Annotated in this window: 18 protein-coding genes and 1 pseudogene; 13 read left to right on the forward strand and 6 right to left on the reverse strand. The window is 65.0% G+C overall.

Annotated features, from left to right (window positions below):
• Positions 1–86: 86 nt before the first annotated feature.
• From AB7532_RS13315 to dusA, 9 genes and pseudogenes are all read left to right on the forward strand, one after another.
• Positions 87–926 carry a helix-turn-helix transcriptional regulator gene (locus AB7532_RS13315; protein WP_441235239.1) on the forward strand — a complete coding sequence of 280 codons (840 nt, stop codon included), beginning with the start codon at positions 87–89 and terminating at the stop codon, positions 924–926.
• 143 nt (positions 927–1,069) lie between these two features.
• Positions 1,070–4,081 carry a xanthine dehydrogenase family protein molybdopterin-binding subunit gene (locus AB7532_RS13320; RefSeq protein ID WP_441235240.1) on the forward strand — a complete coding sequence of 1,004 codons (3,012 nt, stop codon included), beginning with the start codon at positions 1,070–1,072 and terminating at the stop codon, positions 4,079–4,081.
• Positions 4,078–4,893: an FAD binding domain-containing protein gene (locus AB7532_RS13325; protein WP_441235241.1), complete on the forward strand. Its 816-nt coding sequence runs from the start codon at positions 4,078–4,080 to the stop codon at positions 4,891–4,893. Before AB7532_RS13320 ends, AB7532_RS13325 begins: the two co-directional genes overlap by 4 nt.
• Entirely contained in the window at positions 4,890–5,408 is a 519-nt protein-coding gene (locus tag AB7532_RS13330) for a (2Fe-2S)-binding protein (protein ID WP_441235242.1), read from the forward strand. Before AB7532_RS13325 ends, AB7532_RS13330 begins: the two co-directional genes overlap by 4 nt.
• Positions 5,401–6,945, forward strand: a complete 1,545-nt coding sequence (locus AB7532_RS13335) for an AMP-binding protein (protein ID WP_441235243.1) — start codon at positions 5,401–5,403, stop codon at positions 6,943–6,945. Before AB7532_RS13330 ends, AB7532_RS13335 begins: the two co-directional genes overlap by 8 nt.
• A gap of 29 nt (positions 6,946–6,974) precedes the next feature.
• On the forward strand, positions 6,975–7,781 hold the full coding sequence (locus AB7532_RS13340) for an enoyl-CoA hydratase/isomerase family protein (RefSeq protein ID WP_441235244.1): 807 nt from the start codon (positions 6,975–6,977) through the stop codon (positions 7,779–7,781).
• A 73-nt stretch (positions 7,782–7,854) separates the two neighbouring features.
• A complete protein-coding gene (locus tag AB7532_RS13345) occupies positions 7,855–9,186 on the forward strand; it encodes an MFS transporter (RefSeq protein ID WP_441235245.1) in 1,332 nt (443 codons plus the stop codon).
• 63 nt (positions 9,187–9,249) lie between these two features.
• Positions 9,250–9,426: pseudogene (locus AB7532_RS13350) on the forward strand (NAD(P)-binding protein); the annotation flags it as partial.
• 144 nt (positions 9,427–9,570) lie between these two features.
• On the forward strand, positions 9,571–10,566 hold the full coding sequence (gene dusA, locus AB7532_RS13355; protein WP_441235246.1) for a tRNA dihydrouridine(20/20a) synthase DusA: 996 nt from the start codon (positions 9,571–9,573) through the stop codon (positions 10,564–10,566).
• Between the two features lie 51 nt (positions 10,567–10,617).
• On the opposite strand, the gene AB7532_RS13360 is transcribed toward dusA, so the two are convergent.
• The 6 genes from AB7532_RS13360 to AB7532_RS13385 all read right to left on the reverse strand — a co-directional run bounded on the left by AB7532_RS13360 (position 10,618) and on the right by AB7532_RS13385 (position 16,179).
• The gene (locus AB7532_RS13360) at positions 10,618–11,289 is read right to left on the reverse strand and encodes an outer membrane protein (RefSeq protein WP_441235247.1); all 672 of its coding nucleotides are present in this window, start codon (positions 11,287–11,289) and stop codon (positions 10,618–10,620) included.
• 161 nt (positions 11,290–11,450) lie between these two features.
• A complete protein-coding gene (locus tag AB7532_RS13365; RefSeq protein ID WP_441235248.1) occupies positions 11,451–12,005 on the reverse strand; it encodes a TIGR02281 family clan AA aspartic protease in 555 nt (184 codons plus the stop codon).
• A 28-nt stretch (positions 12,006–12,033) separates the two neighbouring features.
• On the reverse strand, positions 12,034–12,237 hold the full coding sequence (locus AB7532_RS13370; protein WP_441235249.1) for a DUF1289 domain-containing protein: 204 nt from the start codon (positions 12,235–12,237) through the stop codon (positions 12,034–12,036).
• A 44-nt stretch (positions 12,238–12,281) separates the two neighbouring features.
• Positions 12,282–13,868, reverse strand: a complete 1,587-nt coding sequence (locus AB7532_RS13375) for a sensor histidine kinase (RefSeq protein WP_441235250.1) — start codon at positions 13,866–13,868, stop codon at positions 12,282–12,284.
• Between the two features lie 138 nt (positions 13,869–14,006).
• Positions 14,007–15,284: a sodium:proton antiporter NhaD gene (gene nhaD, locus AB7532_RS13380; protein ID WP_441235251.1), complete on the reverse strand. Its 1,278-nt coding sequence runs from the start codon at positions 15,282–15,284 to the stop codon at positions 14,007–14,009.
• A gap of 22 nt (positions 15,285–15,306) precedes the next feature.
• Positions 15,307–16,179: an NAD(P)-dependent oxidoreductase gene (locus AB7532_RS13385; RefSeq protein WP_441235252.1), complete on the reverse strand. Its 873-nt coding sequence runs from the start codon at positions 16,177–16,179 to the stop codon at positions 15,307–15,309.
• A 196-nt stretch (positions 16,180–16,375) separates the two neighbouring features.
• Here AB7532_RS13385 and AB7532_RS13390 point away from each other — a divergent pair, with 196 nt between their 5' ends.
• From AB7532_RS13390 to AB7532_RS13405, 4 genes are all read left to right on the forward strand, one after another.
• Positions 16,376–16,813 (forward strand): VOC family protein, encoded by a 438-nt coding sequence (locus AB7532_RS13390; RefSeq protein ID WP_441235253.1) that lies wholly within the window; start codon positions 16,376–16,378, stop codon positions 16,811–16,813.
• A gap of 84 nt (positions 16,814–16,897) precedes the next feature.
• On the forward strand, positions 16,898–18,040 hold the full coding sequence (locus tag AB7532_RS13395) for an Mrp/NBP35 family ATP-binding protein (protein ID WP_441235254.1): 1,143 nt from the start codon (positions 16,898–16,900) through the stop codon (positions 18,038–18,040).
• A gap of 192 nt (positions 18,041–18,232) precedes the next feature.
• Entirely contained in the window at positions 18,233–19,324 is a 1,092-nt protein-coding gene (locus AB7532_RS13400; protein WP_441235255.1) for a TRAP transporter substrate-binding protein, read from the forward strand.
• A gap of 230 nt (positions 19,325–19,554) precedes the next feature.
• A complete protein-coding gene (locus AB7532_RS13405; RefSeq protein WP_441235256.1) occupies positions 19,555–19,689 on the forward strand; it encodes a hypothetical protein in 135 nt (44 codons plus the stop codon).
• Positions 19,690–19,795: the final 106 nt, after the last annotated feature.

Raw genomic sequence — 19,795 nt, forward strand, 5'->3', positions numbered from 1 at the left:
CGCTTGGAATATGAAGCGGGTGCAGCTTATAGTGCCGCGCCAACAAGCCAATCATTTTGCGGCGCAATGCCGGGAGGAAGGAACTGATGTCGACGGCCCTGCGCATCGCTCATGGCGCTTTCGGCAGGGTCGCTCTGCTCGACATGGATCGTTCGCTGGTCCGCCACGCTCATCATCACTGCCATGTCCTGCTCAAGGTCGAGGGATCCGACACGCAGTTCATGGTCGGCGACCAGGTCACGCCGCTCACGGACAGTGCCGCCGTGCTCGTCGACGGCTGGAAGCCGCACGCTTACGTGCATGACGCCGATCGTCCGCGCACGCTGATCATGGCGCTCTATATCGAGCCGGAATGGCTGAAGGAGTTCCGCCCGGGTTGGGCGGCGAGCGGCGCGCCGGGCTTTTTCGAGCGTCCATCGGGCGAGGTGTCGCCGCGCATCCGTCAGCTCACGCTGCATTTGGCGGCCGAAATGATGGCGAATCCGGATGCGGTGCATACGCATGAGCAGACGCTGTCCGACCTCATGATCGCCGTGATCGAGCGCTTCACGCCCTGGCGCAGCTTCCCGACCTCGATCCGCGGCATGAGCGCGGTGAGCTGCGACTGGCGCATCCGCCGCGCGATGGACGCGATGCGCGTGAACGATTCCTATGCCAATGTCGATCAGTTCGTGAAGGGCGCAGGGCTCTCGCGCGCGCAGTTCTTCCGCCTGTTCGAGACCTCGCTCGGCGTCTCGCCAAAGCTTTATCTGAACGTCGTTCGCATGGAGCGCGCGCTCGATGCGGTGATGCGCGAGGACACGCCGCTCGGCGAGCTCAGCGAGCGTTTTGGGTTTCCGGAGCCCGCGCATTTCACGCGCTTCTTCCGTGATCACGCCGGCGTCAGCCCGCGCGAGTTTCGCAACGTCTCGCGTCTTGCAGGTTGATTCCAGCGGGTTGATATTGCGCTGCACGCTCTCGAATGAGACGATTTGGTAAGTCGTGAGAGCGGGCGGTATGGCCCGCGCATCCTCTGTCCTGACATCTGTCACCGTCGCGTCAAAGAACGCGTCGGGAGGTATGCCGGGACATGGTGCAGGCTGCGGCTCAATCCGCAAATTCGGTCGATCAGAGGGACGACAGACCGTGGGTCGGCCGTTCGATCGAGCGCGTCGAGGACGCCGCGCTGCTCTCTGGCCGCGGCCGCTTCATCGACGATCTCGGCGTTGCGCCGGGCACGCTGCACGCAACGATGCTGCGCTCGCCGCACGCGCATGCCGATATTCTTTCCATCGATACCAAAGCCGCGAAAAGTCTGCCGGGCGTCACCGCGGTTCTGACCGGCGAGGACGTCAAGGCGGTCACCACAACCCTTGTCGTCGGCGTGAAGGCGCCGGTTGAATGCTGGCCGATCGCGATGGATCGCGTGCGTTATGTCGGTGAGCCCGTCGCCGTGGTCGTTGCGACCGATCGTGCGCGCGCCGAGGACGCGGCCGAACTCATCAACGTCGAATATCGCCCGCGTGGTGCCGTCGTCGATCCCCTCGGTGCGATCGCGCCGGGCGCACCGGTCCTGCATGACGGCTTTCCCGGCAATCTCGCCAGCGAGCGCGCCTTCCGCTACGGCGATCCTGAAAAAGCCTTTGCGGACGCGCCGCATCGCTTCTCCATCGACATCCGCTACCCCCGTAACTCCTGCACGCCAATCGAGACCTACGGCGTCGTTGCATCGCACGACGCCGGCGAGGATGCCTATGAAGTCCTCGCCAATTTCCAGGGGCCGTTCAGCATCCACACGGTGATTGCGCGCGCGCTGAAAGTGCCGGGCAACCGGCTGCGGCTGCGCACGCCGCCGGATTCCGGCGGCAGCTTCGGCGTCAAGCAGGGCGTGTTTCCCTACATCGTGCTGATCGCCGCGGCCGCGCGCGTCACGGGACGGCCGGTCAAATGGATCGAAGATCGGCTCGAGCATCTCACCGCATCGGTGTCGGCAACGAACCGTGCGACGACGCTGTCGGCGGCGGTGGCGGCCGACGGCAAGATTCTCGCACTCGATTGGGACCAGGTCGAAGATTGCGGCGCGCATCTGCGCGCGCCCGAGCCCGCGACGCTCTATCGCATGCACGGCAACATGACCGGTGCTTACGACATCGCCCACGTCAAGATCCGCAACCGCGTCGTCGTCACCAACAAGACGCCGACCGGCCTCAATCGTGGCTTTGGCGGACCGCAGGTCTATTTCGCGCTGGAGCGATTGGTGCAGCGGATCGCGATCGGCCTCGGGCTCGATCCGCTCGACGTGATCAAGCGCAATCTGATCGGCGCCGGCGCGTTTCCCTATCGCACCGCGACCGGTGCGTTGCTCGATTCCGGCAACTATCAGGAAGCAATCGCGCGCGCAGTTGCGCAGGGCAGGCTCGCCGAATTGAAAGCGAAGCGCGACGAGGCGCGGGCACAGGGACGTCTCTACGGTATCGGCTTCACCGCGGTGGTCGAACCCAGCGTCTCCAACATGGGCTACATCACCACCGTGCTGACGGCGGCGGAGCGCCGCAAGGCAGGTCCCAAGAACGGTGCGCAGGCGACGGCAACGGTTGGCCTCGATCCGGTCGGCAGCGTCACGGTTCACGTCGCCTCCGTGCCGCAAGGGCAGGGGCATCGCACCGTGCTGTCGCAGGTGGTCGCCGACGTCTTCGGCCTCCAGCCTAGGGATATCCGCGTCAACACCGAGATCGACACCGCGAAGGATGCCTGGTCGATCGCGTCAGGCAATTACGCCAGCCGTTTTGCTGCAGCCGTGGCGGGCACGGCGAAGCTCGCCGCCGAGCGCGTTGCCGGACGACTTGCCCGCATTGCGGCCAGCCAGCTGAACGTCGAGACGGCCGACATCGTGTTCGCAAAAGGCTTCGTTGCCTGCAAGCACAATCCGGAGAACCGCATCGCGTTCTCGCGTGTCGCCGCACTGAGCCACTGGTCGCCGGGCTCGCTGCCTGACGATGCCGGCCAGACCATCCGCGAGACCGTGTTCTGGACGCCGCCGGAGCTGACGCCCCCCGACGAGGACGACCGCATCAATTCCTCGCTCTGCCACGGTTTCATCTTCGACTTCTGCGGCGTCGAGATCGATCCGACAACGCTTGAGACTCGGATCGACCGCTACGTCACGATGCACGATTGCGGCACCATCCTGCACCCCGGCATGGTCAACGGCCAGATCCGCGGCGGCTTTGCGCAGGCGATCGGTGCCGCGCTCTACGAGGAATACGCCTATGCCGACGACGGCAGCTTTCTGACGGGAACGCTCGCCGACTATCTGCTGCCGACCACGACCGAGGTGCCGGAACCCGAGATTTTCCACATGGAGACGCCGTCGCCGTTCACGCCGCTCGGCGCGAAAGGCGTTGGTGAAGGCAATTGCATGTCGACGCCGGTGTGCCTCGCCAACGCGGTCGCGGACGCGCTCGGCGTCGCCGATCTCACGCTACCGCTGGTGCCGGCGCGCCTTGCGGAATTGGTGCGCGGCGCCGAGCCGCCGCCTCCGGCAGGTGGCGCGATGGCCGCACCCGCGCGTGAAGGCGATCGGCGTCTGCGCGGCGAGGGGCAGGCATCGGTGAAGGGCGCGCCCGAGCAGGTCTGGGCGATGCTGCTCGATCCCGCGACGCTGCAATCCGTCATCCCCGGCTGCCAGCGCGTCGACAAGATCACCGACACGCATTTCCGCGCCGACGTCACGCTCGGCATCGGCCCCGTCAGCGGCCGTTATCGCGCCGACGTCGAGCTGTTCGATCTCGATCCGCCGCGTGCGGTGACCTTGCGCGGCGGGGCCACCGGTGCGCTCGGCTTCGGCAACGCCGAGGGACGTATCACGCTCGCGCCAGATGGCAGCGGCGGCACTAAGCTGACCTACAGCTATGACGCCGCGATCGGCGGCAAGGTCGCCAGTATCGGCGGTCGCCTGCTCGATGGCGCGACGCGCGTGATCATCGGCCAGTTCTTCACCGCGCTTGCGCGCAAGGCCGGCGGCGGTGGCGCAGAGGGCGGCGGCTTCTCGCTGTTCGCCCTGCTGGCGAAGATGGCCAGCCTGTTCGGGAGGCGCCGATGAAGCCGCCCGCATTCGACTATCTGCGCGCGGAGAGCGTCGGCGATGTCCTTGAGGGTCTCGCGCAGCAAGGTGGCGACGCGCGCGTCCTCGCCGGCGGCCAGTCGCTCATGGCGATGCTCAACATGCGCCTCGCCAAGCCGAAGCTGCTGATCGACATCATGCGCCTGAAGGCGCTCCGCCAGATCGAGCGGAAGGGCGACGCCGTCGTCATCGGCGCCGGCGTTCGTCAGGCCGATCTGCTGGCGTGGTCCGGTCTTGCCGAGGCGCTGCCGCTGGTGGCGCTGGCGCTGCCTTGGGTCGGGCACATGCAGACCCGCAGCCGCGGCACGATTTGTGGATCGCTTGCGCATGCCGATCCCAGCGCCGAGATGCCGCTGACGCTGGTCGCGCTCGGCGGCGAGGTGCTGTTGCGCAGCGCCAAACGGCGTCGCCGCGTCGCGGCCGGAGACTTCTTTGCCGGCATGATGCTGACCGCGCGCGCCGATGACGAATTGATCGAGGGCGTTTCGCTGCCCGTCATCAAGGGATCGCGGGTCGCTTTTCGCGAGGTCGCGCGCCGCCATGGCGATTTCGCCATCGTGGCCTGCGCCGCGACGAAAACGCCGACGGGCGTCCGCCTCGCTGTCGGCGGCGTCGCCGACGTGCCGACCGCGCGGGACTGGCCGCCTCTGGAGGGCAGCGCGCTCGACGATGCCCTCAACGGCTTTGCCTACGAGCTCGGCGCACGCGATGACGTTCACGCCACCGCGCGCTATCGCCGCGACCTCGTGCGGATGATTGGCCGGGATCTGATCGGCGAGGTGCTGCAATGACACGCCTCAAGGCAGATGCCCGCCATTCCGTCCGTTTCACACTCAACGGCAAGCCGGTCGAAGCGGAAGCAGAGCCGCGCATGCTGCTCTCCGATTTCCTGCGCCACCAGCTCGGTGCGACCGGCACCCATGTCGGCTGCGAGCACGGCGTCTGCGGTGCCTGCACCATCGTCGTCGATGGCATGCTGACGCGCTCCTGTCTCACGCTCGCGGCGCAGGTTGAGAGTTGCGAGCTGAAGACGGTCGAAGGGCTCGCGCCCTCGGCCGACCGGCTCGGCGTGCTGCAGCAGGCGTTCCGTCGCAACCACGCGCTCCAGTGCGGCTTCTGCACCGCCGGCATTCTGATGTCGCTCGACCACTACCTCGCCAGGAATTCAAATCCGACCGAGGCGGACATCCGCGATCTCCTCAGCGGGCATATCTGCCGCTGCACCGGCTACACCCCGATCATCCAGGCGGCGCTCGAAGCTGCCGCAGAGCTCACTTCATCCAAAAAAGAGACGTCCGATGCTTGATCTCGCCAGCAGCTTCATGGCCAGCGCCGCGCGCGATCCTCATGCCGTTGCACTGGTCGATGGCGATCTCCGCCTGACCTACCGGCAATGGTACGGCAAGATCTCCTCCCTCGCGACATCGTTCGATCGCCTGGGTCTCAAGCCGGGCGATCACGTCGTCACGCTGCTGCAAAACCGCTGGGAAGCCGCGACGCTGCACTGGGCCTGCCAGTTCGCAGGCCTGGTGATCACGCCGATCAACTGGCGTGCCAAGTCCGACGAACTCGATTTCTGTATCGAGAATGCCGAAGCACGCGCGATTGTCTATCAGGACATCTCCGCCGAGGCGGTGCAAGGCTCGGCCTTGGCAGGCAAGCTGTTGCGCGTGTCCGTCGATCCCGGGACCGGCGACGCGACCAGTTTTGCCGATCTGATCAAGGACGCCGCGCCGGACGCCGAGCCGCGCGTCGGCACCGACGCCTGGTCGATCATGCTCTACACCTCGGGCACGACCTCTCGCCCGAAGGGCGTGCCGCGGCGGCATCGCGCCGAACGAGCCGCCGCGATCGCTCATGTCGCGCAAAATCTCTACGGCCGCGGCGAGCGTACGCTCGGCGTGATGCCGCTCTACCACACCATGGGAGTCCGCTCGCTGCTGGCGATGTCGCTGATCGGCGGCAGCTTCATCTGCCTGCCGCGCTACGACAGCCGCCAGGCGCTGGCGCTGATCGAGAAGGAAGCGATCACCAACCTCTATCTGGTGCCGACGCTCTATCACGATCTCGTCCATCACGAGGCCTTTGCCAGAACCGACGTCTCCAGCGTGCGCAAGCTCGGCTTCGCGGGCGCGTCGATGACGGACGGCCTGCTGAAGAAGCTGAACGAGGCATTCAAGCCGGAGCTGTTCGTCAACCATTACGGCAGCTCCGAGATCTACACCTTTACGATCGACCAGAATGCCGCGGCCAAGCCTGGCTCGGCCGGCAAGGCGGGGCTGAACCAGCACATCAAGGTCGTGCGCATCGGCGCGAAATCGGTCGCAGATCTCGCCGCGGTCGGCGAGGAGGGCGAAATCATCGCGACGCTCAAGGGCGACGAGTCCTTCGAAGGCTATTGGCGTCGCCCCGAAGCCGACGCGAAGTCGCTGCGCGAGGGCTGGTACTTCACGGGCGATACCGGCTTCGTCGATCCCGACGGCGATCTCTTCGTCACCGGGCGCGTCGACGACATGATCATCACCGGCGGCGAGAACGTCTCGCCGGTCGAGATCGAGAGCTGCCTGTCGCTGCATCCCGCCGTCGACGAAGTCGCGGTGGTCGGCATCGCCGATGAGAAATGGGGCAAAATCGTCGCCGCCTTCGTCAAGCGCAACCGCGCCGTGTCCGATGTCGAGCTCGAGCAGTTCTGCCGGACCTCGGGCCTCGCCAACTTCAAGCGGCCGCGCCGCTACGTCTTCGTCGACGCGATTCCCAAATCGCCGGTCGGCAAGCTGCTGCGGCGACTGCTCGTCGCCGGAGAATACGAAGCCGAGCGCCTGCCGCCATCCGACGCCGCCTGATCATCACCCATCAACAGAAGGAAACCAACATGCCGTCAGCCTATAATTTTACCGATCCCCGACTCGCAAAACTCGACGGGTTCAAGGTCGAGATCGACGAGGCGCATGAGCGCGCCGACATCATCCTGGGCCGTCCGCCCTACAACATCGTTGCGATGCCGCAGCGCGACCAGCTTCGGCTGACCTTCGAGACGCTGGACGAGGATCCGCGCGTCCGCATCATCGTGGTGCGCAGCGAGGGCGAGCATTTCTCCAGCGGCGGTAATATCGGTGGCTTCATGGAAGCGAGCCCCGAGCACGTCTCCAAGCTCGCCTGGAATATTGCGGCGCCCGCGCGCTGTGCCAAGCCCGTGATCGTTGCCAACCGCGGTTATTGCTTCGGCGTCGGCTTCGAGCTGTCGCTGGCCTGCGACTTCCGGATTGCCTCGGAGACCACGCAATACGCGCTGCCGGAGCAGAAGCTCGGCCAGATCCCGGGCTCGGGCGGCTCGGCCCGCCTGCAGAAGATGGTCGGCATCACCCGCACCAAGGACATCGTGATGCGCTCCAAGCGTATCTCGGCCAAGCAGGCCTATGAGTGGGGCATCGCCACCGAATGCGTGCCGGATGCCGAGCTGGAGAAGGCAACCGACAAGCTCGTCGACGAGCTCCGTACCTTCTCGCCGCTGGCGCAACGCACGGCCAAGAAACTCCTCAACGACACCGAGGATTCGACGCTCGCGATCGCGATCGAGCTCGAGGGACATTGCTACAGCCGCCTGCGCCAGTCGGAAGACTTCAAGGAAGGCGTCGAGGCGTTCAACGCCAAGCGTCCGCCGAAATTCGCCGGCCGCTGAACCACGACAAAACTGCCGCGGTTCGCAATGGCGCGAACCGCGGCTCCATTCAAAACGGGGGAGGTAAAACAATATGGCTGAGATGGATATGCCGGCCGCAGGTGCGCAAGCATCGGCCGATAACAAGCAGATGGTCAACGCGATCATCGCGTCGGTGCTCGGATGGGCGCTCGATCTTTTTGATTTGTTCATTCTGCTCTACGTGGCGCCGGTCGTCGGCGCGCTGTTCTTTCCGTCGAGCAATCCCGCGCTGTCGCTCGCCGCAGTCTACGGCTCGTTCGCCGTCACGCTGCTGATGCGGCCGCTCGGCTCGGCAATCTTCGGACACTATGCCGACGTGCACGGCCGCAAGCAGGCCATGCTGATCGCCATTATCGGTGTCGGCATCAGCACGGCCGCGTTCGGCCTGCTGCCGACCATCGCGCAGGTTGGTATTCTCGCGCCGATCATCTTCCTGGTGCTGCGCCTGGTGCAGGGTATCTTCGTCGGCGGCGTCGTGGCGTCCACCCACACGATCGGCACGGAATCGGTGCCGGCGCACTGGCGCGGTGCGATGTCAGGACTGGTCGGCGGCGGTGGCGCCGGCATCGGCGCGTTGCTCGCGTCCTTCATCTTCCTGATCACGTCGTCGATCTTCCCCGGCGATGCCTTCGCGGTCTGGGGCTGGAGATGCATGTTCTTCTCGGGCCTCCTCAGTTCACTGCTCGGCTGGTTCATCTTCAGGAACCTCGAGGAGTCGCCGTACTTCAAGGAGCTCAAGCGCCAGCAGGGCAACAAGCAGGCGAAGGTCACGAAGGCGCCGGTCAGGGACGTGTTCTCCGGCGAATATCGCGGTGTCCTGCTGATCAATTTGCTCATCACTTTCGGTGGCGGTGCCGGCTACTATCTGACCTCCGGCTATCTGCCGAGCTTCCTCAAGGTCATCAACGCGATGCCGAACCAGACCTCGTCGCTGATCCTGATGGGCGCGAGCGTCTCGGCGTTCTTCTCCGCGGTGCTGGTTGGCGCGCTCAGCGATCGCATCGGCCGCAAGAAGACGTTCCTTCTGATCGGCGTCCTGGCCGCGGTGCTGCTGCCGCTGTGCTATCTCAACCTCGCGGCAACCAAGGACACGACGCAGATCACGCTCTATGCGTTTGCCATCGCCTTCATCGGCAATGCGGGCTACGCGCCAGTGCTGATCTTCCTGAACGAGCGCTTTCCGACCGCGTTGCGCGCGAGCGGCACGGGCCTGTCGTGGAACATCGGCTTTGCGCTGGGCGGCATGATGCCGACCTTCGTCTCGCTGGTGAGCGGCAGCACCGCGGAGATTCCGATGTCGCTGGCCTACTTCTCGGTCGGCGTGTTCGCGATCTATCTGATCGGCGCGGTCGTGATTCCCGAGACCAAGGGCAATTTCCGCTGAGCTCAATCGGCGCGGCCGCAACTGCGGCCGCGCCGATCCATCGCATTGCACAACGAGACCGGAATGGATGAGCTGCATTTCGATGACGTGATCGTCGGCCGCGGATCGGCGGGCTGCGTGCTCGCCAACCGTCTCTCCGCCGATGGGCACCGCCGCGTGCTTCTCATCGAGGCCGGGATCGACACGCCGCCGGACGCGACGCCGCCCGAGATGCTCGACTGCTATCCGATAACGCTGTTCTGCACTGAAAATCCGAAGATGTGATTTCCGCTTCCAATTGGCGCACATACCCCTACAAGGGCTTGGCAGAAGCCTCGTCAAACCGGATTTTTCGATCGGTCCAATTACACGCAGGACCGATTTGATGCGAAATACCTCTGTAAAATGAATGGCTTAGATCGAAAATTTTCTACGGCCCCGATGATGGATTGGACTGACCGGCATTGCCGGGTGTTCCATCGTCACCTGACGCGACGGGCGCTGCTTTATACGGAAATGCTGACGACGGGCGCCATCATTCATGGCGACCGGGAACGGCTGCTTGGGTTCGACTCGGTGGAGCATCCCGTGGCGCTTCAACTGGGCGGATCGGATCCTCGTGATCTCGCCGAGGCTGCGCGGATCGGCGAGGCGTTTGGCTATGACGAGATCAATCTCAATGTCGGCTGCCCGTCCGACCGCGTGAAGGATGGCCGCTTCGGCGCCTGCCTGATGGCGGAGCCGGAGCTCGTGGCGCGGTGTGTCGAGGCGATGAAGGCCGCGGTCTCCGTGCCGGTCACGGTGAAATGCCGCATTGGCATTGACGACCAGGATCCGGAAGTCGCGCTCGATGCGCTCGCGCGCGCGGTGGTTGCCGCAGGCTGCGATGCACTGATCGTGCATGCGCGAAAGGCCTGGCTCAATGGTCTGTCGCCGAAAGAAAATCGCGACATCCCGCCGCTCGACTACGATCGCGTTTATCGCCTCAAGTGCGCGATGCCCGGCGTGCCTGTCATCATCAACGGCGGTATCCCTGGCATCGACGAAGCCAAGGCACATCTCGAACACGTCGACGGCGTGATGCTCGGCCGCGCCGCCTATCAGGATCCCTGGAAGCTGCTCTCGGTCGATCAGGACATCTTCGGCGAGGCGCCGCCGCATGCGACCATGCAGGACGCGTTTGAGGCGATGATGCCATATATCGAGCAGCAGCTTGCGCGCGGCATGCGGCTGCACGCCATCACGCGGCATTTTGTCGGGGCATTCCATGCCGTGCCCGGTGCGCGCGCGTTCCGCCGCCATCTTGCCGAGCAAGGGGTCAAGCCGGATGCCGGGGTGAGCGTGCTGCGCGATGCCATCGCGCGTGTCGGTGCGCGCGTGCCGGCGGAGGCGGCCGCCTAGCGCGTCATACGAAGAGCCGGACCGTGACATCCGGCTCTTCGTCGATCCGCCTTAGCGGAACAGGTCGAAATGATAGTTCACGCCGACGCGGAAGCTGTGGAATTTGGCGGCGTTCCAGTCCGGCAGATCGTCGTGCTTGAACTCGGTGTAGAGATACTCGGCCTTGGCCGACCATTTCGGCAAGAACGCCCATTCGACGCCGCCGCCCGCCGTCCAGCCCATCTTCATCTTGTTGATCGGGCCGTCCTTTAGCTCGCCGGCGGCAAGGCCCGCGGTCCCGAAGAACAGCAGCCGTGAATCCATCGTCGCGATGCCGGCGCGGGCGCGGCCGGTCATGTACCAGGGCAGGCTGACCGCGGCGCTGTTGAGCGCATCGTGATTCTTGATGTCTCCGCCCTGGAAATCGTTCTCGATGCCGACCACGAACATCGGCGAGAGCTGGTAGTTGTAGCCGATCTGCACGCCGCCGACGGCGCCCTTGACCTTGCCGCCGCCGGTGCCGACGAGATTGTTGAAGGCGTCGTCGCCGCTCTCGGCATAGCCAGCGTTGAGGCCGGCATAGAGGCCGGTCCACGAATAGACCGGCTGCGGCGCCGTGTAGGCCGAGGCGGGCGCCGCGTAGCGCGGTGAGAGGTCTGCAGCGCAGGCGCTCCCTGCGGCAAATGCCGTGGCAAAGGGCAGGAGGGCGCACATCGTGCGGCGTAAGGCAGCTCTGGCGGTCATGCTAATTCGATCTCCCACTTGGCCGCCCCTTCAGGGAGCAGCGCGTGTCCAACCCCGATCCGGGAATGCCCATCGTTATAAACCGACTAGGCGGTTTGTAAATGACGGAAATGCCACATCGCCCGGTTTTCGCAGCCGCCGCTTTCGTGGATGGTTTGCGGTTAATCGATCGCGGTGCGCGAACGGCGGTGGCTGCTCTGAAGCTCCGGATAACCCGTGAGCATCAGCTTGTCGGAGCGAACACCCCAGCTTTCAAGGCGATCGAGGAAGCTCATGCCGAGCAGATTGGTCTTCATCTGCCCGCGCTGCATGACGAGCGCCGGCACCGATTTCTCGACGAGGTGGCCGACGGAGAGACGGTCGAGCGTGAGGCGGGCCGCCTTGGTGTGGCCGCCCGCGGTTTCGAGGTCGACATTGTATTCCAGCATCTCGACGGGCAGCCCGATCGCCTTCGCGGTTTCCCACGTCAGCACCACGGAGGTCGCGCCGGTGTCGATCACCATCGGCGCCGTCACGCCGTTGATCTTGGCCCGCAGCGCGAATTCGCCGCCCTGGCCCCGAGGGATCTGTACGGCGGGGGCGGGCGTTGCTGCCGGTCCGCGAAACATGTGCGAGACCTTGTTGCTCGCGCGCACGATCTGGTCGGGATCGCCATAGGCGACGACGGCACCGGCCGTGCCGGCGAGCATGACGAGGACGAGCAGGAAGCGGATCATCGGGCGCCTCCGAAGGCACGCACATCGCTCAGGCGCGCTTTGGCGTTCCCGCGATCGGCTGCAACCCGGCCTCCGACATGCGAGCCGGCAGCAATGCCATGACCGACAGCCGTTCGACGCTCTCCATGGCGTGCCAACGCGCGATCTCCGGCAAGGTGCGTCCGCAGCCGAAGCACAGCTTGGTCTTGGGATCGATCATGCAGACGGCGACGCACGGCGTTTCTTTGCTCATATGGACATAGTGAGGGATGGTCGGGCATGTCTGCAAGCATCTCGTTAAGAGCCCGTACCTGCGCTCATGATCGGCTTGTGGCGCGGCCGGCGCTTCTCGTCGGGCACCTCCGGCTGCAGCGGCGGAGAATCATCCGACAGCGGCGCCAGCGCACTCATGACGCGCTCCGGCGGGAAGGTGACGATCACCTCGGTGCCGATGCGCAGCTTCGATTTCAGCGTGAACGTGCCGCCATGCAGGTCGATCAGGTTCTTGGCGATCGGCAGGCCGAGTCCCGCGCCCTGTTCGGCCGACTTGATCGAGTTGGAGCCTTGGCCGAACGAGGCGAGCACGACCGGAATCTCGTCCTCTGGGATTCCGGAACCGGAATCCCGCACTGAAAGATATTGCCCGCCCGAGGCGGTCCATCCGGCCTTGAGCCAGATCTCGCCGCCTTGCGGGGTGAACTTGATCGAGTTGGAGAGCAAATTGAGCACGACCTGGCGGATCGCGCGCTCGTCGGCCCACAGCCGCGGCATCGCCTGCTCGAACACTTCGTGGATGGTGATGCCGCGGCTCGAGGCGCGCAGCTTCATCAGATGATGGCAGTCGGCGACGATGCCGACCAGCGACACCGCTTCCTCGTTGAGCTCGTAACGGCCGGCCTCGATCCGCGACAGATCGAGGATCTCGTTGATGAGGTTGAGCAGGTGCACGCCGGAATTATGAATGTCGCCGGAATATTCCTTGTAGACCGGAACAGCATGTGCGCCGAAAATCTCGCTCTTCATCACCTCGGAGAAGCCGAGGATCGCGTTCAGCGGCGTGCGCAGCTCGTGGCTCATCTGCGCGAGGAAGCGGGATTTGGCGACATTGGCGGATTCGGCGCGGTGGCGCGCTTCGTCGGAGATGGCCTTGGCCTGCTCGAGCTCGCCGATCAGCGCGTCCTTCTCGGCGCGGGCCTCGAGCGTGGCGAAGGTCGATGAGTGCAGGCGGTGCGCCAGCAGCACGAAATAGCCTTCGGCTGCGAGCGCGAGCGCGGCCAGAATGTAATTGTCCAGCGCGCCCGTCATCGCAAAGCTCAGCGCCATCGCGACCGCGACCGGCGCGGTGGCGGCTAGTGCCGCGATCGGCAAGTTCGCCGCAAGCATGCTCGATACCGCGATCACCAGCAGCATCAGGAACATCATCAGCGTTTCCGTGACCATGTCGAGCACGGGATGGATCAGGATCGCCATCCAGCACAGGCCATAGAGCAGGTCGAGCACGACGAAGCGGGTCCGCCAGGCGCGCGTTGCCGCGGGCGAGGCGGGCTCGGTCAGGAAGCGGTGGCAGCTTCGGATCATCGCGGCGTGGATGCAGAGCATGCCGGCGGTCCAGGCCGCGGCCGGGATCGGCTGCATCCACAGTCCGAACAGCACGCCGGTGGCAACCACCAGCAGCATCACGACATAGGAAGCCGATAGCCGCGTCTGCGCATATTGGCGCAGCATCTCGGCGTCGAAGGCGGGGCGGGTTCCACTGGTCGACGTTAACTTGTCGCGCGCCTCGCGCACCCGCTGCGACGCAGCCCGTCGGCTGCTCGCCGATGGAGCGCTGACCGGCTCGGCCGGAAGCTGGACGACTTCAGGCTTTTCAGCGGGGTTACTCATCGAACAACAACAATTCCTGCCCGCACGGAGGCGGGCCTTCTGCATTGTCTATCTCTGGCAAGAAATCCTTAAGAGGTGACTTAAGGAGCTAAAGAATTACGTTAACCGAGCGTTAATTTTCTGCTGAAGCAAGGCCGCTCAATGCAGCGCCGTATGCTGCGCGACATAGACGACGGCGCCGGCCAGATAGCCCGCGAGTGCAGGCCCTGCGATGCGGCGGGCATACCAGAGGAACTCGATCCGCTCGAGCCCCATGGCGGCAACGCCGGCGGCGGAGCCGATGATCAGGATCGACCCGCCGGTGCCGGCGCAATAGGCGATGAACTCCCAGAGGAAGCTGTCGGTCGGATAATGCGCGAGGTCGTACATGCCCATGGTCGCGGCCACCAGCGGCACGTTGTCGATGACGGCGCTGAGCAGCCCGAGGATGACGACGATGACGTCCTGTCGGCCGAAGGTGGCGTCCAGCCATTTGGCCAGCAGCGAGAGCAGGCCGGCATGTTCGAGAGCTGCGACCGCGAGCAGGATGCCGACGAAGAACACGATCGAGCCCATGTCGATCCGGGTCAGCGCATGCGCCAGCGTGAGCGGTTGGCGAACGTGCTCCTCCTTGTTGCGATGAACGATCTCGCCGACCAGCCAGACGATGCCGAGCCCGAGCAGCACGCCCATGAAGGGCGGCAGGTGGGTCAACGTCTTGAAGGCCGGCACCGCGATCAGCACGCCAAGCCCAAGATAGAACATCACATTGCGCTCGAACGGATCGACGCCCTGCAATCCGCCGTCCTTGGCCGGCGCCGCGATGGTCTTGCCACGCACCGCGAGGCTGATGAACGCCAGCGGTATCAGCAGATTGACCAGCGAGGGCAGGAACACCGAACCCATGATCTTCAGCGGCGTGATCTGACCGCCGATCCACAGCATGGTCGTGGTGACGTCGCCGATCACGGTCCAGGCGCCGCCGGCATTCGCCGCGATCACGATGAGCGAGGCAAACAACAGGCGGTCGTCGCGTCTCGCAATCAGCCGCTGGATCAGCGAGACCATCACGATGGTGGTGGTCAGATTGTCGAGGATCGCGCTCAGGAAGAAGGTCACGAAGCCGATCAGCCACATCAGCTTGACCTGGCTCGTCGTGCCAATGCGGGAGGTGATGACCTCGAAGCCGTCATGGGCGTCGATCACCTCGACGATGGTCATCGCGCCGATCAGAAAAAATACGATCTGCGCGGTGGAGGTGACGGATTGGTCGAGCTGACGGCCGACCAGCGCGTGGTCGCCCGTCGTCGTTGCGTAGATGGTCCAGAGCAGGCCCGCAGCCAGCAGCGCGGACGCGCTCTTGTTGACCCCGATCGGATGCTCGAGTGCAATCGCCGCATAGGCGAGGACGAAAATGGCGGCGATCGCGATCAGCAAGGCGGGGTCAGTCGGTCAGATGTCAGCGGTTGAGGCGCGCGAGCAGGCTCGACGTGTCCCAGCGCTTGCCGCCCATCTTCTCGACCTCGGCATAGAACTGGTCGACCAGCGCGGTCACAGGCAGATTGGCGCCGTTGCGGCGAGCTTCAGCCAGCGAGATCGAGAGGTCCTTGCGCATCCATTCGACCGCGAAGCCGAAATCGTACTTGTCGTCGTTCATGGTCTTGTAGCGGTTCTCCATCTGCCAGGACTGCGCCGCGCCCTTGGAGATGGTCTCGATCACGGCGGGGACGTCGAGGCCGCTCTTCTTGGCGAAGTGGATGCCCTCGGAGAGGCCCTGCACGAGGCCGGCGATGCAGATCTGGTTGACCATCTTGGTCAGCTGGCCGCTTCCGGCGGGGCCGAGCAGTTTGCACATCCGCGCGTAGGCGCTGTTGATGATCGGCTCGGCGCCGGCATAGGCATCCTGCGCGCCGCCGCACATCACCGTCAGCACGCCGTTCTCGGCGCCGGCCTGGCCGCCCGACACGGGGGCGTCGATGAACTTGAAGCCGGCCTTGGTGGCAGCGGCGTCGAGCTCGCGCGCGACCTCGGCGGATGCCGTGGTGTGGTCGACGAAGGTCGCCCCCTTGTTCATGCCGGCAAACGCGCCATCGGCGCCGATCGTGACCGCGCGCAAATCGTTGTCGTTACCGACGCAGCACATCACGAAATCCTGGCCCTCGGCCGCGGCCTTCGGGGTCGCCGCGGTCTTGCCGCCGAACTTGTCCGCCCATTCCTTCGCCTTGGCCGCGGTGCGGTTGTAGACGGTGACCTCATGGCCCCCTTTTTTTACGAGGTGTCCGGCCATGGGGAAGCCCATCACGCCGAGACCGAGGAAAGCGACTTTAGCCATGTGTGGTACCTTGTCCGTAGTTTGGGTTTTACGGTTGTAGCCGGGCGGAGGCGCCCAGGCGGCATTTTTTGGGGTTCCGCCTTGAAGCGGATCGGGCGCACCATAAACCCTATGGGCCGGAGGGCAACGGCTTCGTTCGGCGGCCGCCTGTGCTAGGATGGCGGGACCAAAGGACTTCAAAACAAGGGAGCGAAAGATGGGCGGCGTGAGCGTTGGCGTTCTCGATCATTTCAATATCCGGACCCGGAATCTGGCCGACACGGTCCGCTTCTACGAGGACGTGCTGGGCCTGGAAAAAGGCGCCCGGCCGAACTTCGCGTTCCCCGGGGCCTGGATGTACAGCGAGGGCAAGCCGGTGGTGCATCTCGTCGATATTTCGCCGACCCCGGAGCCGCAAAAGCCGGATTCCGGCGTCGTGCACCACGTCGCCTTCGCCAGCCGCGGGTTCGATGGCATGACGCAGCGACTGACCTCCAAGGGCATGAAATTCGACTCTCGCCAGGTGCCCGGCGGCGACCTCTGGCAGATCTTCGTCCACGACCCCAACGGGGTCATGATCGAGCTGAATTACGAGGCGGCCCTGGAGCAGGGCGCGGCCCCGGCCGAGATGGCTGGTGATATCGGCAGGCAGTAGCCTTTTGGGCGTTTCCGCTCTAATGGGGCATCCTGAAGCCTTGGGCGTGATCTCTTCAATTACGCCCCGTTTGGGAGATGCGCTTTGAGCGTAACGCAGCAACAGGTTCTCGACACCCTCGCCAGGATCAAGTCGCCCCGCGGGGTCGCGCTCGCCAATGCCAATGTGCTGAGCGCGATCAGCGCGTCCGACGGCAAGGTGTTCTTCTCGATCAATGTCGATGCCGCCGAGGCGCGGGCCTGGGAATCCGTCCGGGCCGAAGCTGAGGCCGCGGTGCGCGCCATTCCCGGCGTCACCACCGTGATGGTGGCGCTGACCGCCGAGCGCAAGGCCGGCGCAGCACCTCCGCCTCCACCAACCCCAAGCCGCGGCACGCCCGGCGTGCAGCCGGTTCATGCCCACAAGCCGCCGCCGCAGGGCGGGGCCCAATCGCCGATGGCGCGGCAGTCCGAGATCCCGGGGGTTGCCGCCGTGATCGCGGTCGCCTCCGGCAAGGGTGGCGTCGGCAAGTCCACCACGGCGCTCAACCTCGCGCTGGGCCTGCGCGACCTCGGCCTCAAGGTCGGGCTGCTCGATGCCGACATCTACGGCCCCTCGGTGCCGCGGCTGACGGGCCTGCACGACAAGCCGGAGCTCGACGGCGAGCGCAAGATGATCCCGCTCAAGCGCTTCGGCCTTGCCATCATGTCGATCGGCTTCCTGGTCGAGGAAGAGACCGCGATGATCTGGCGCGGTCCGATGGTGATGTCGGCGGTGACGCAGATGCTGCGTGACGTCGCCTGGGGCACGCTCGACGTGCTCGTCGTCGACATGCCGCCGGGCACCGGCGATGCCCAGCTTACGCTGGCGCAGAACGTGCCCTTGAAGGGCGCGGTGATCGTCTCGACCCCTCAGGACCTGTCCCTGATCGACGCCCGGCGCGGCCTTGCCATGTTCAAGAAGGTCAACGTGCCCGTGCTCGGCATCGTCGAGAACATGAGCTATTTCCAGTGCCCGCATTGCGGCACGAAATCCGACATTTTCGGCCATGGCGGCGCACGCCACGAGGCCGAGAAGCTCGCCGTCCCGTTCCTGGGCGAGATCCCGCTGCACATGGCGATTCGCGCCTCTTCGGATGCCGGTAGCCCGGTGGTCGACAGCGAGCCGGACGGGCCTCATGCGGCGATCTATCGCGCCATTGCGGGGCAGGTCCGGGACCAGCTCAAGGGCGTCATCGCCGCGGCCTGAGCCGGTCTTCTGGGGACATGCGACTTTCGTAGAGCCCCGTCATGCCAATGTCGCGTTCCGAAAGCGCTCCGTCCGTGTTAAAGGCCACGGCAGTCAAGCCCCTTCGGTTCGACGCGAGCCAAACGCGTCGCCGGAACGAGCGGCGACAACGAGGAAGTGCGGGGAAACGCCCCAACAAGGAGAGACCTGAAGATGAAGCGTCGTGATTTCCTGAAAGTGTCGGCAGCAGGCGCGGCGGCGACCGCCGCGGTGGCCTCGCCGGCGATCGCGCAGTCCTCGCCCGAGATCAAGTGGCGCATGACGTCGAGCTTCCCGAAGTCGCTCGACACCATCTATGGCGGCGGCGAGCAGGTGGCGAAGTACGTCGCCGAGATGACCGACAACAAATTCCAGATCCAGGTGTTCGCCGCCGGCGAAATCGTCCCGGGTCTCCAGGCGCTCGACGCCACCTCGAACGGCACCGTCGAGATGTGCCACACCGTCTCCTACTACTATGTCGGCAAGGACCCGACCTGGGCGATCTACGCCTCGGTGCCGTTCGGCCTCAATGCGCGCCAGCAGAACTCCTGGTGGTACCAGGGCGGCGGCGAGCAGCTCGGCAACGAGTTCTTCAAGAAGTCGAACGTGATCGGCTTCCCCTGCGGCAACACCGGCACCCAGATGGGCGGCTGGTTCCGCAAGGAGATCAAGACCGTTGCCGACCTCTCCGGCCTGAAGATGCGCATCGGCGGCATCGCCGGCCAGGTGCTCCAGAAGGTCGGCGTGGTGCCGCAGCAGCTCGCCGGCGGCGACATCTATCCGGCGCTGGAAAAGGGCACCATCGACGCGGCCGAGTGGGTCGGCCCCTACGATGACGAGAAGCTCGGCTTCGCCAAGGTTGCGAAGTACTACTACTATCCGGGTTTCTGGGAGGGCGGTCCGACCGTCCACGCCTTCACCAACCTCGACAAGTGGAATTCGCTGCCGAAGAGCTACCAGGCGATCCTCACCAACGCGATGGCCAACGCCAACAGCTGGATGGCCGCGCGCTACGACATGCAGAACCCGGCGGCGCTGAAGCGTCTGGTCGCCGGCGGCACCCAGCTTCGTCCCTTCACCAACGAAGTGCTCGAAGCCTGCCTCAAGTCGACCAACGAGCTGTGGGGCGAGATCTCGGCCAAGAACGCCGACTTCAAGAAGTCGATCGACGCCATGCAGGCCTACCGCTCCGACGAATATCTGTGGTGGCAGGTCGCCGAATACACCTACGACAGCTTCATGATCCGCTCGCGCACCCGCGGCTGATCTTCGAAGCAAGTCGGAAGACGACAGGCCCGGTCTCGTTCGCGAGGCCGGGCTTTTTGTTGGGCGGAGGGGGGCGCCGAAAACAAAAAATGAAAAACAACCCCATGCACAGTAGAAGCGGGAGGAGGGCAGGTTGGCCGGCAGATGCGGCCAACGGTTTGATGCATCGCGGCTAAACGGCGGGCAGGCGCAATTGTCGTGCGGCCAGGGCCAATGGGACGATTTTGCCGATGGCGCAGCTTTCCGGCATCGTCATCGAAGCGCGTCTGCTCCTCCATCGTCATTGCGAGCGCAGCGAAGCAATCGAGAGTCTTTCCGTGGAGGCTCGCGGCGATAGTCCGAGCCTCACGCCCCATGAGGGCTGACCGGGCAACCCGCGGCTGAGCTACGCGGTTCGTTCTCGAACCGTCCCGGATTCTTCCATCGAATAGCGGTCGGCTGCCGGAGGTTGGTGATGGGGCACCTTTGCAG

Source organism: Bradyrhizobium sp. 930_D9_N1_4, from assembly GCF_052076015.1.
In the GTDB taxonomy this organism is placed as follows: Bacteria; Pseudomonadota; Alphaproteobacteria; order Rhizobiales; family Xanthobacteraceae; genus Bradyrhizobium.

Bases quoted from the DNA above. Each gene is read 5' to 3' on its own strand.
- AB7532_RS13315 (WP_441235239.1), top strand. From the start codon at position 87: ATGTCGACGGCCCTGCGCATCGCTCATGGCGCTTTCGGCAGGGTCGCT.
- AB7532_RS13320 (WP_441235240.1), top strand. From the start codon at position 1,070: ATGGTGCAGGCTGCGGCTCAATCCGCAAATTCGGTCGATCAGAGGGAC.
- AB7532_RS13325 (WP_441235241.1), top strand. From the start codon at position 4,078: ATGAAGCCGCCCGCATTCGACTATCTGCGCGCGGAGAGCGTCGGCGAT.
- AB7532_RS13330 (WP_441235242.1), top strand. From the start codon at position 4,890: ATGACACGCCTCAAGGCAGATGCCCGCCATTCCGTCCGTTTCACACTC.
- AB7532_RS13335 (WP_441235243.1), top strand. From the start codon at position 5,401: ATGCTTGATCTCGCCAGCAGCTTCATGGCCAGCGCCGCGCGCGATCCT.
- AB7532_RS13340 (WP_441235244.1), top strand. From the start codon at position 6,975: ATGCCGTCAGCCTATAATTTTACCGATCCCCGACTCGCAAAACTCGAC.
- AB7532_RS13345 (WP_441235245.1), top strand. From the start codon at position 7,855: ATGGCTGAGATGGATATGCCGGCCGCAGGTGCGCAAGCATCGGCCGAT.
- dusA (WP_441235246.1), top strand. From the start codon at position 9,571: ATGAATGGCTTAGATCGAAAATTTTCTACGGCCCCGATGATGGATTGG.
- AB7532_RS13360 (WP_441235247.1), bottom strand. From the start codon at position 11,289: ATGACCGCCAGAGCTGCCTTACGCCGCACGATGTGCGCCCTCCTGCCC.
- AB7532_RS13365 (WP_441235248.1), bottom strand. From the start codon at position 12,005: ATGATCCGCTTCCTGCTCGTCCTCGTCATGCTCGCCGGCACGGCCGGT.
- AB7532_RS13370 (WP_441235249.1), bottom strand. From the start codon at position 12,237: ATGAGCAAAGAAACGCCGTGCGTCGCCGTCTGCATGATCGATCCCAAG.
- AB7532_RS13375 (WP_441235250.1), bottom strand. From the start codon at position 13,868: ATGAGTAACCCCGCTGAAAAGCCTGAAGTCGTCCAGCTTCCGGCCGAG.
- AB7532_RS13385 (WP_441235252.1), bottom strand. From the start codon at position 16,179: ATGGCTAAAGTCGCTTTCCTCGGTCTCGGCGTGATGGGCTTCCCCATG.
- AB7532_RS13390 (WP_441235253.1), top strand. From the start codon at position 16,376: ATGGGCGGCGTGAGCGTTGGCGTTCTCGATCATTTCAATATCCGGACC.
- AB7532_RS13400 (WP_441235255.1), top strand. From the start codon at position 18,233: ATGAAGCGTCGTGATTTCCTGAAAGTGTCGGCAGCAGGCGCGGCGGCG.
- AB7532_RS13405 (WP_441235256.1), top strand. From the start codon at position 19,555: ATGGCGCAGCTTTCCGGCATCGTCATCGAAGCGCGTCTGCTCCTCCAT.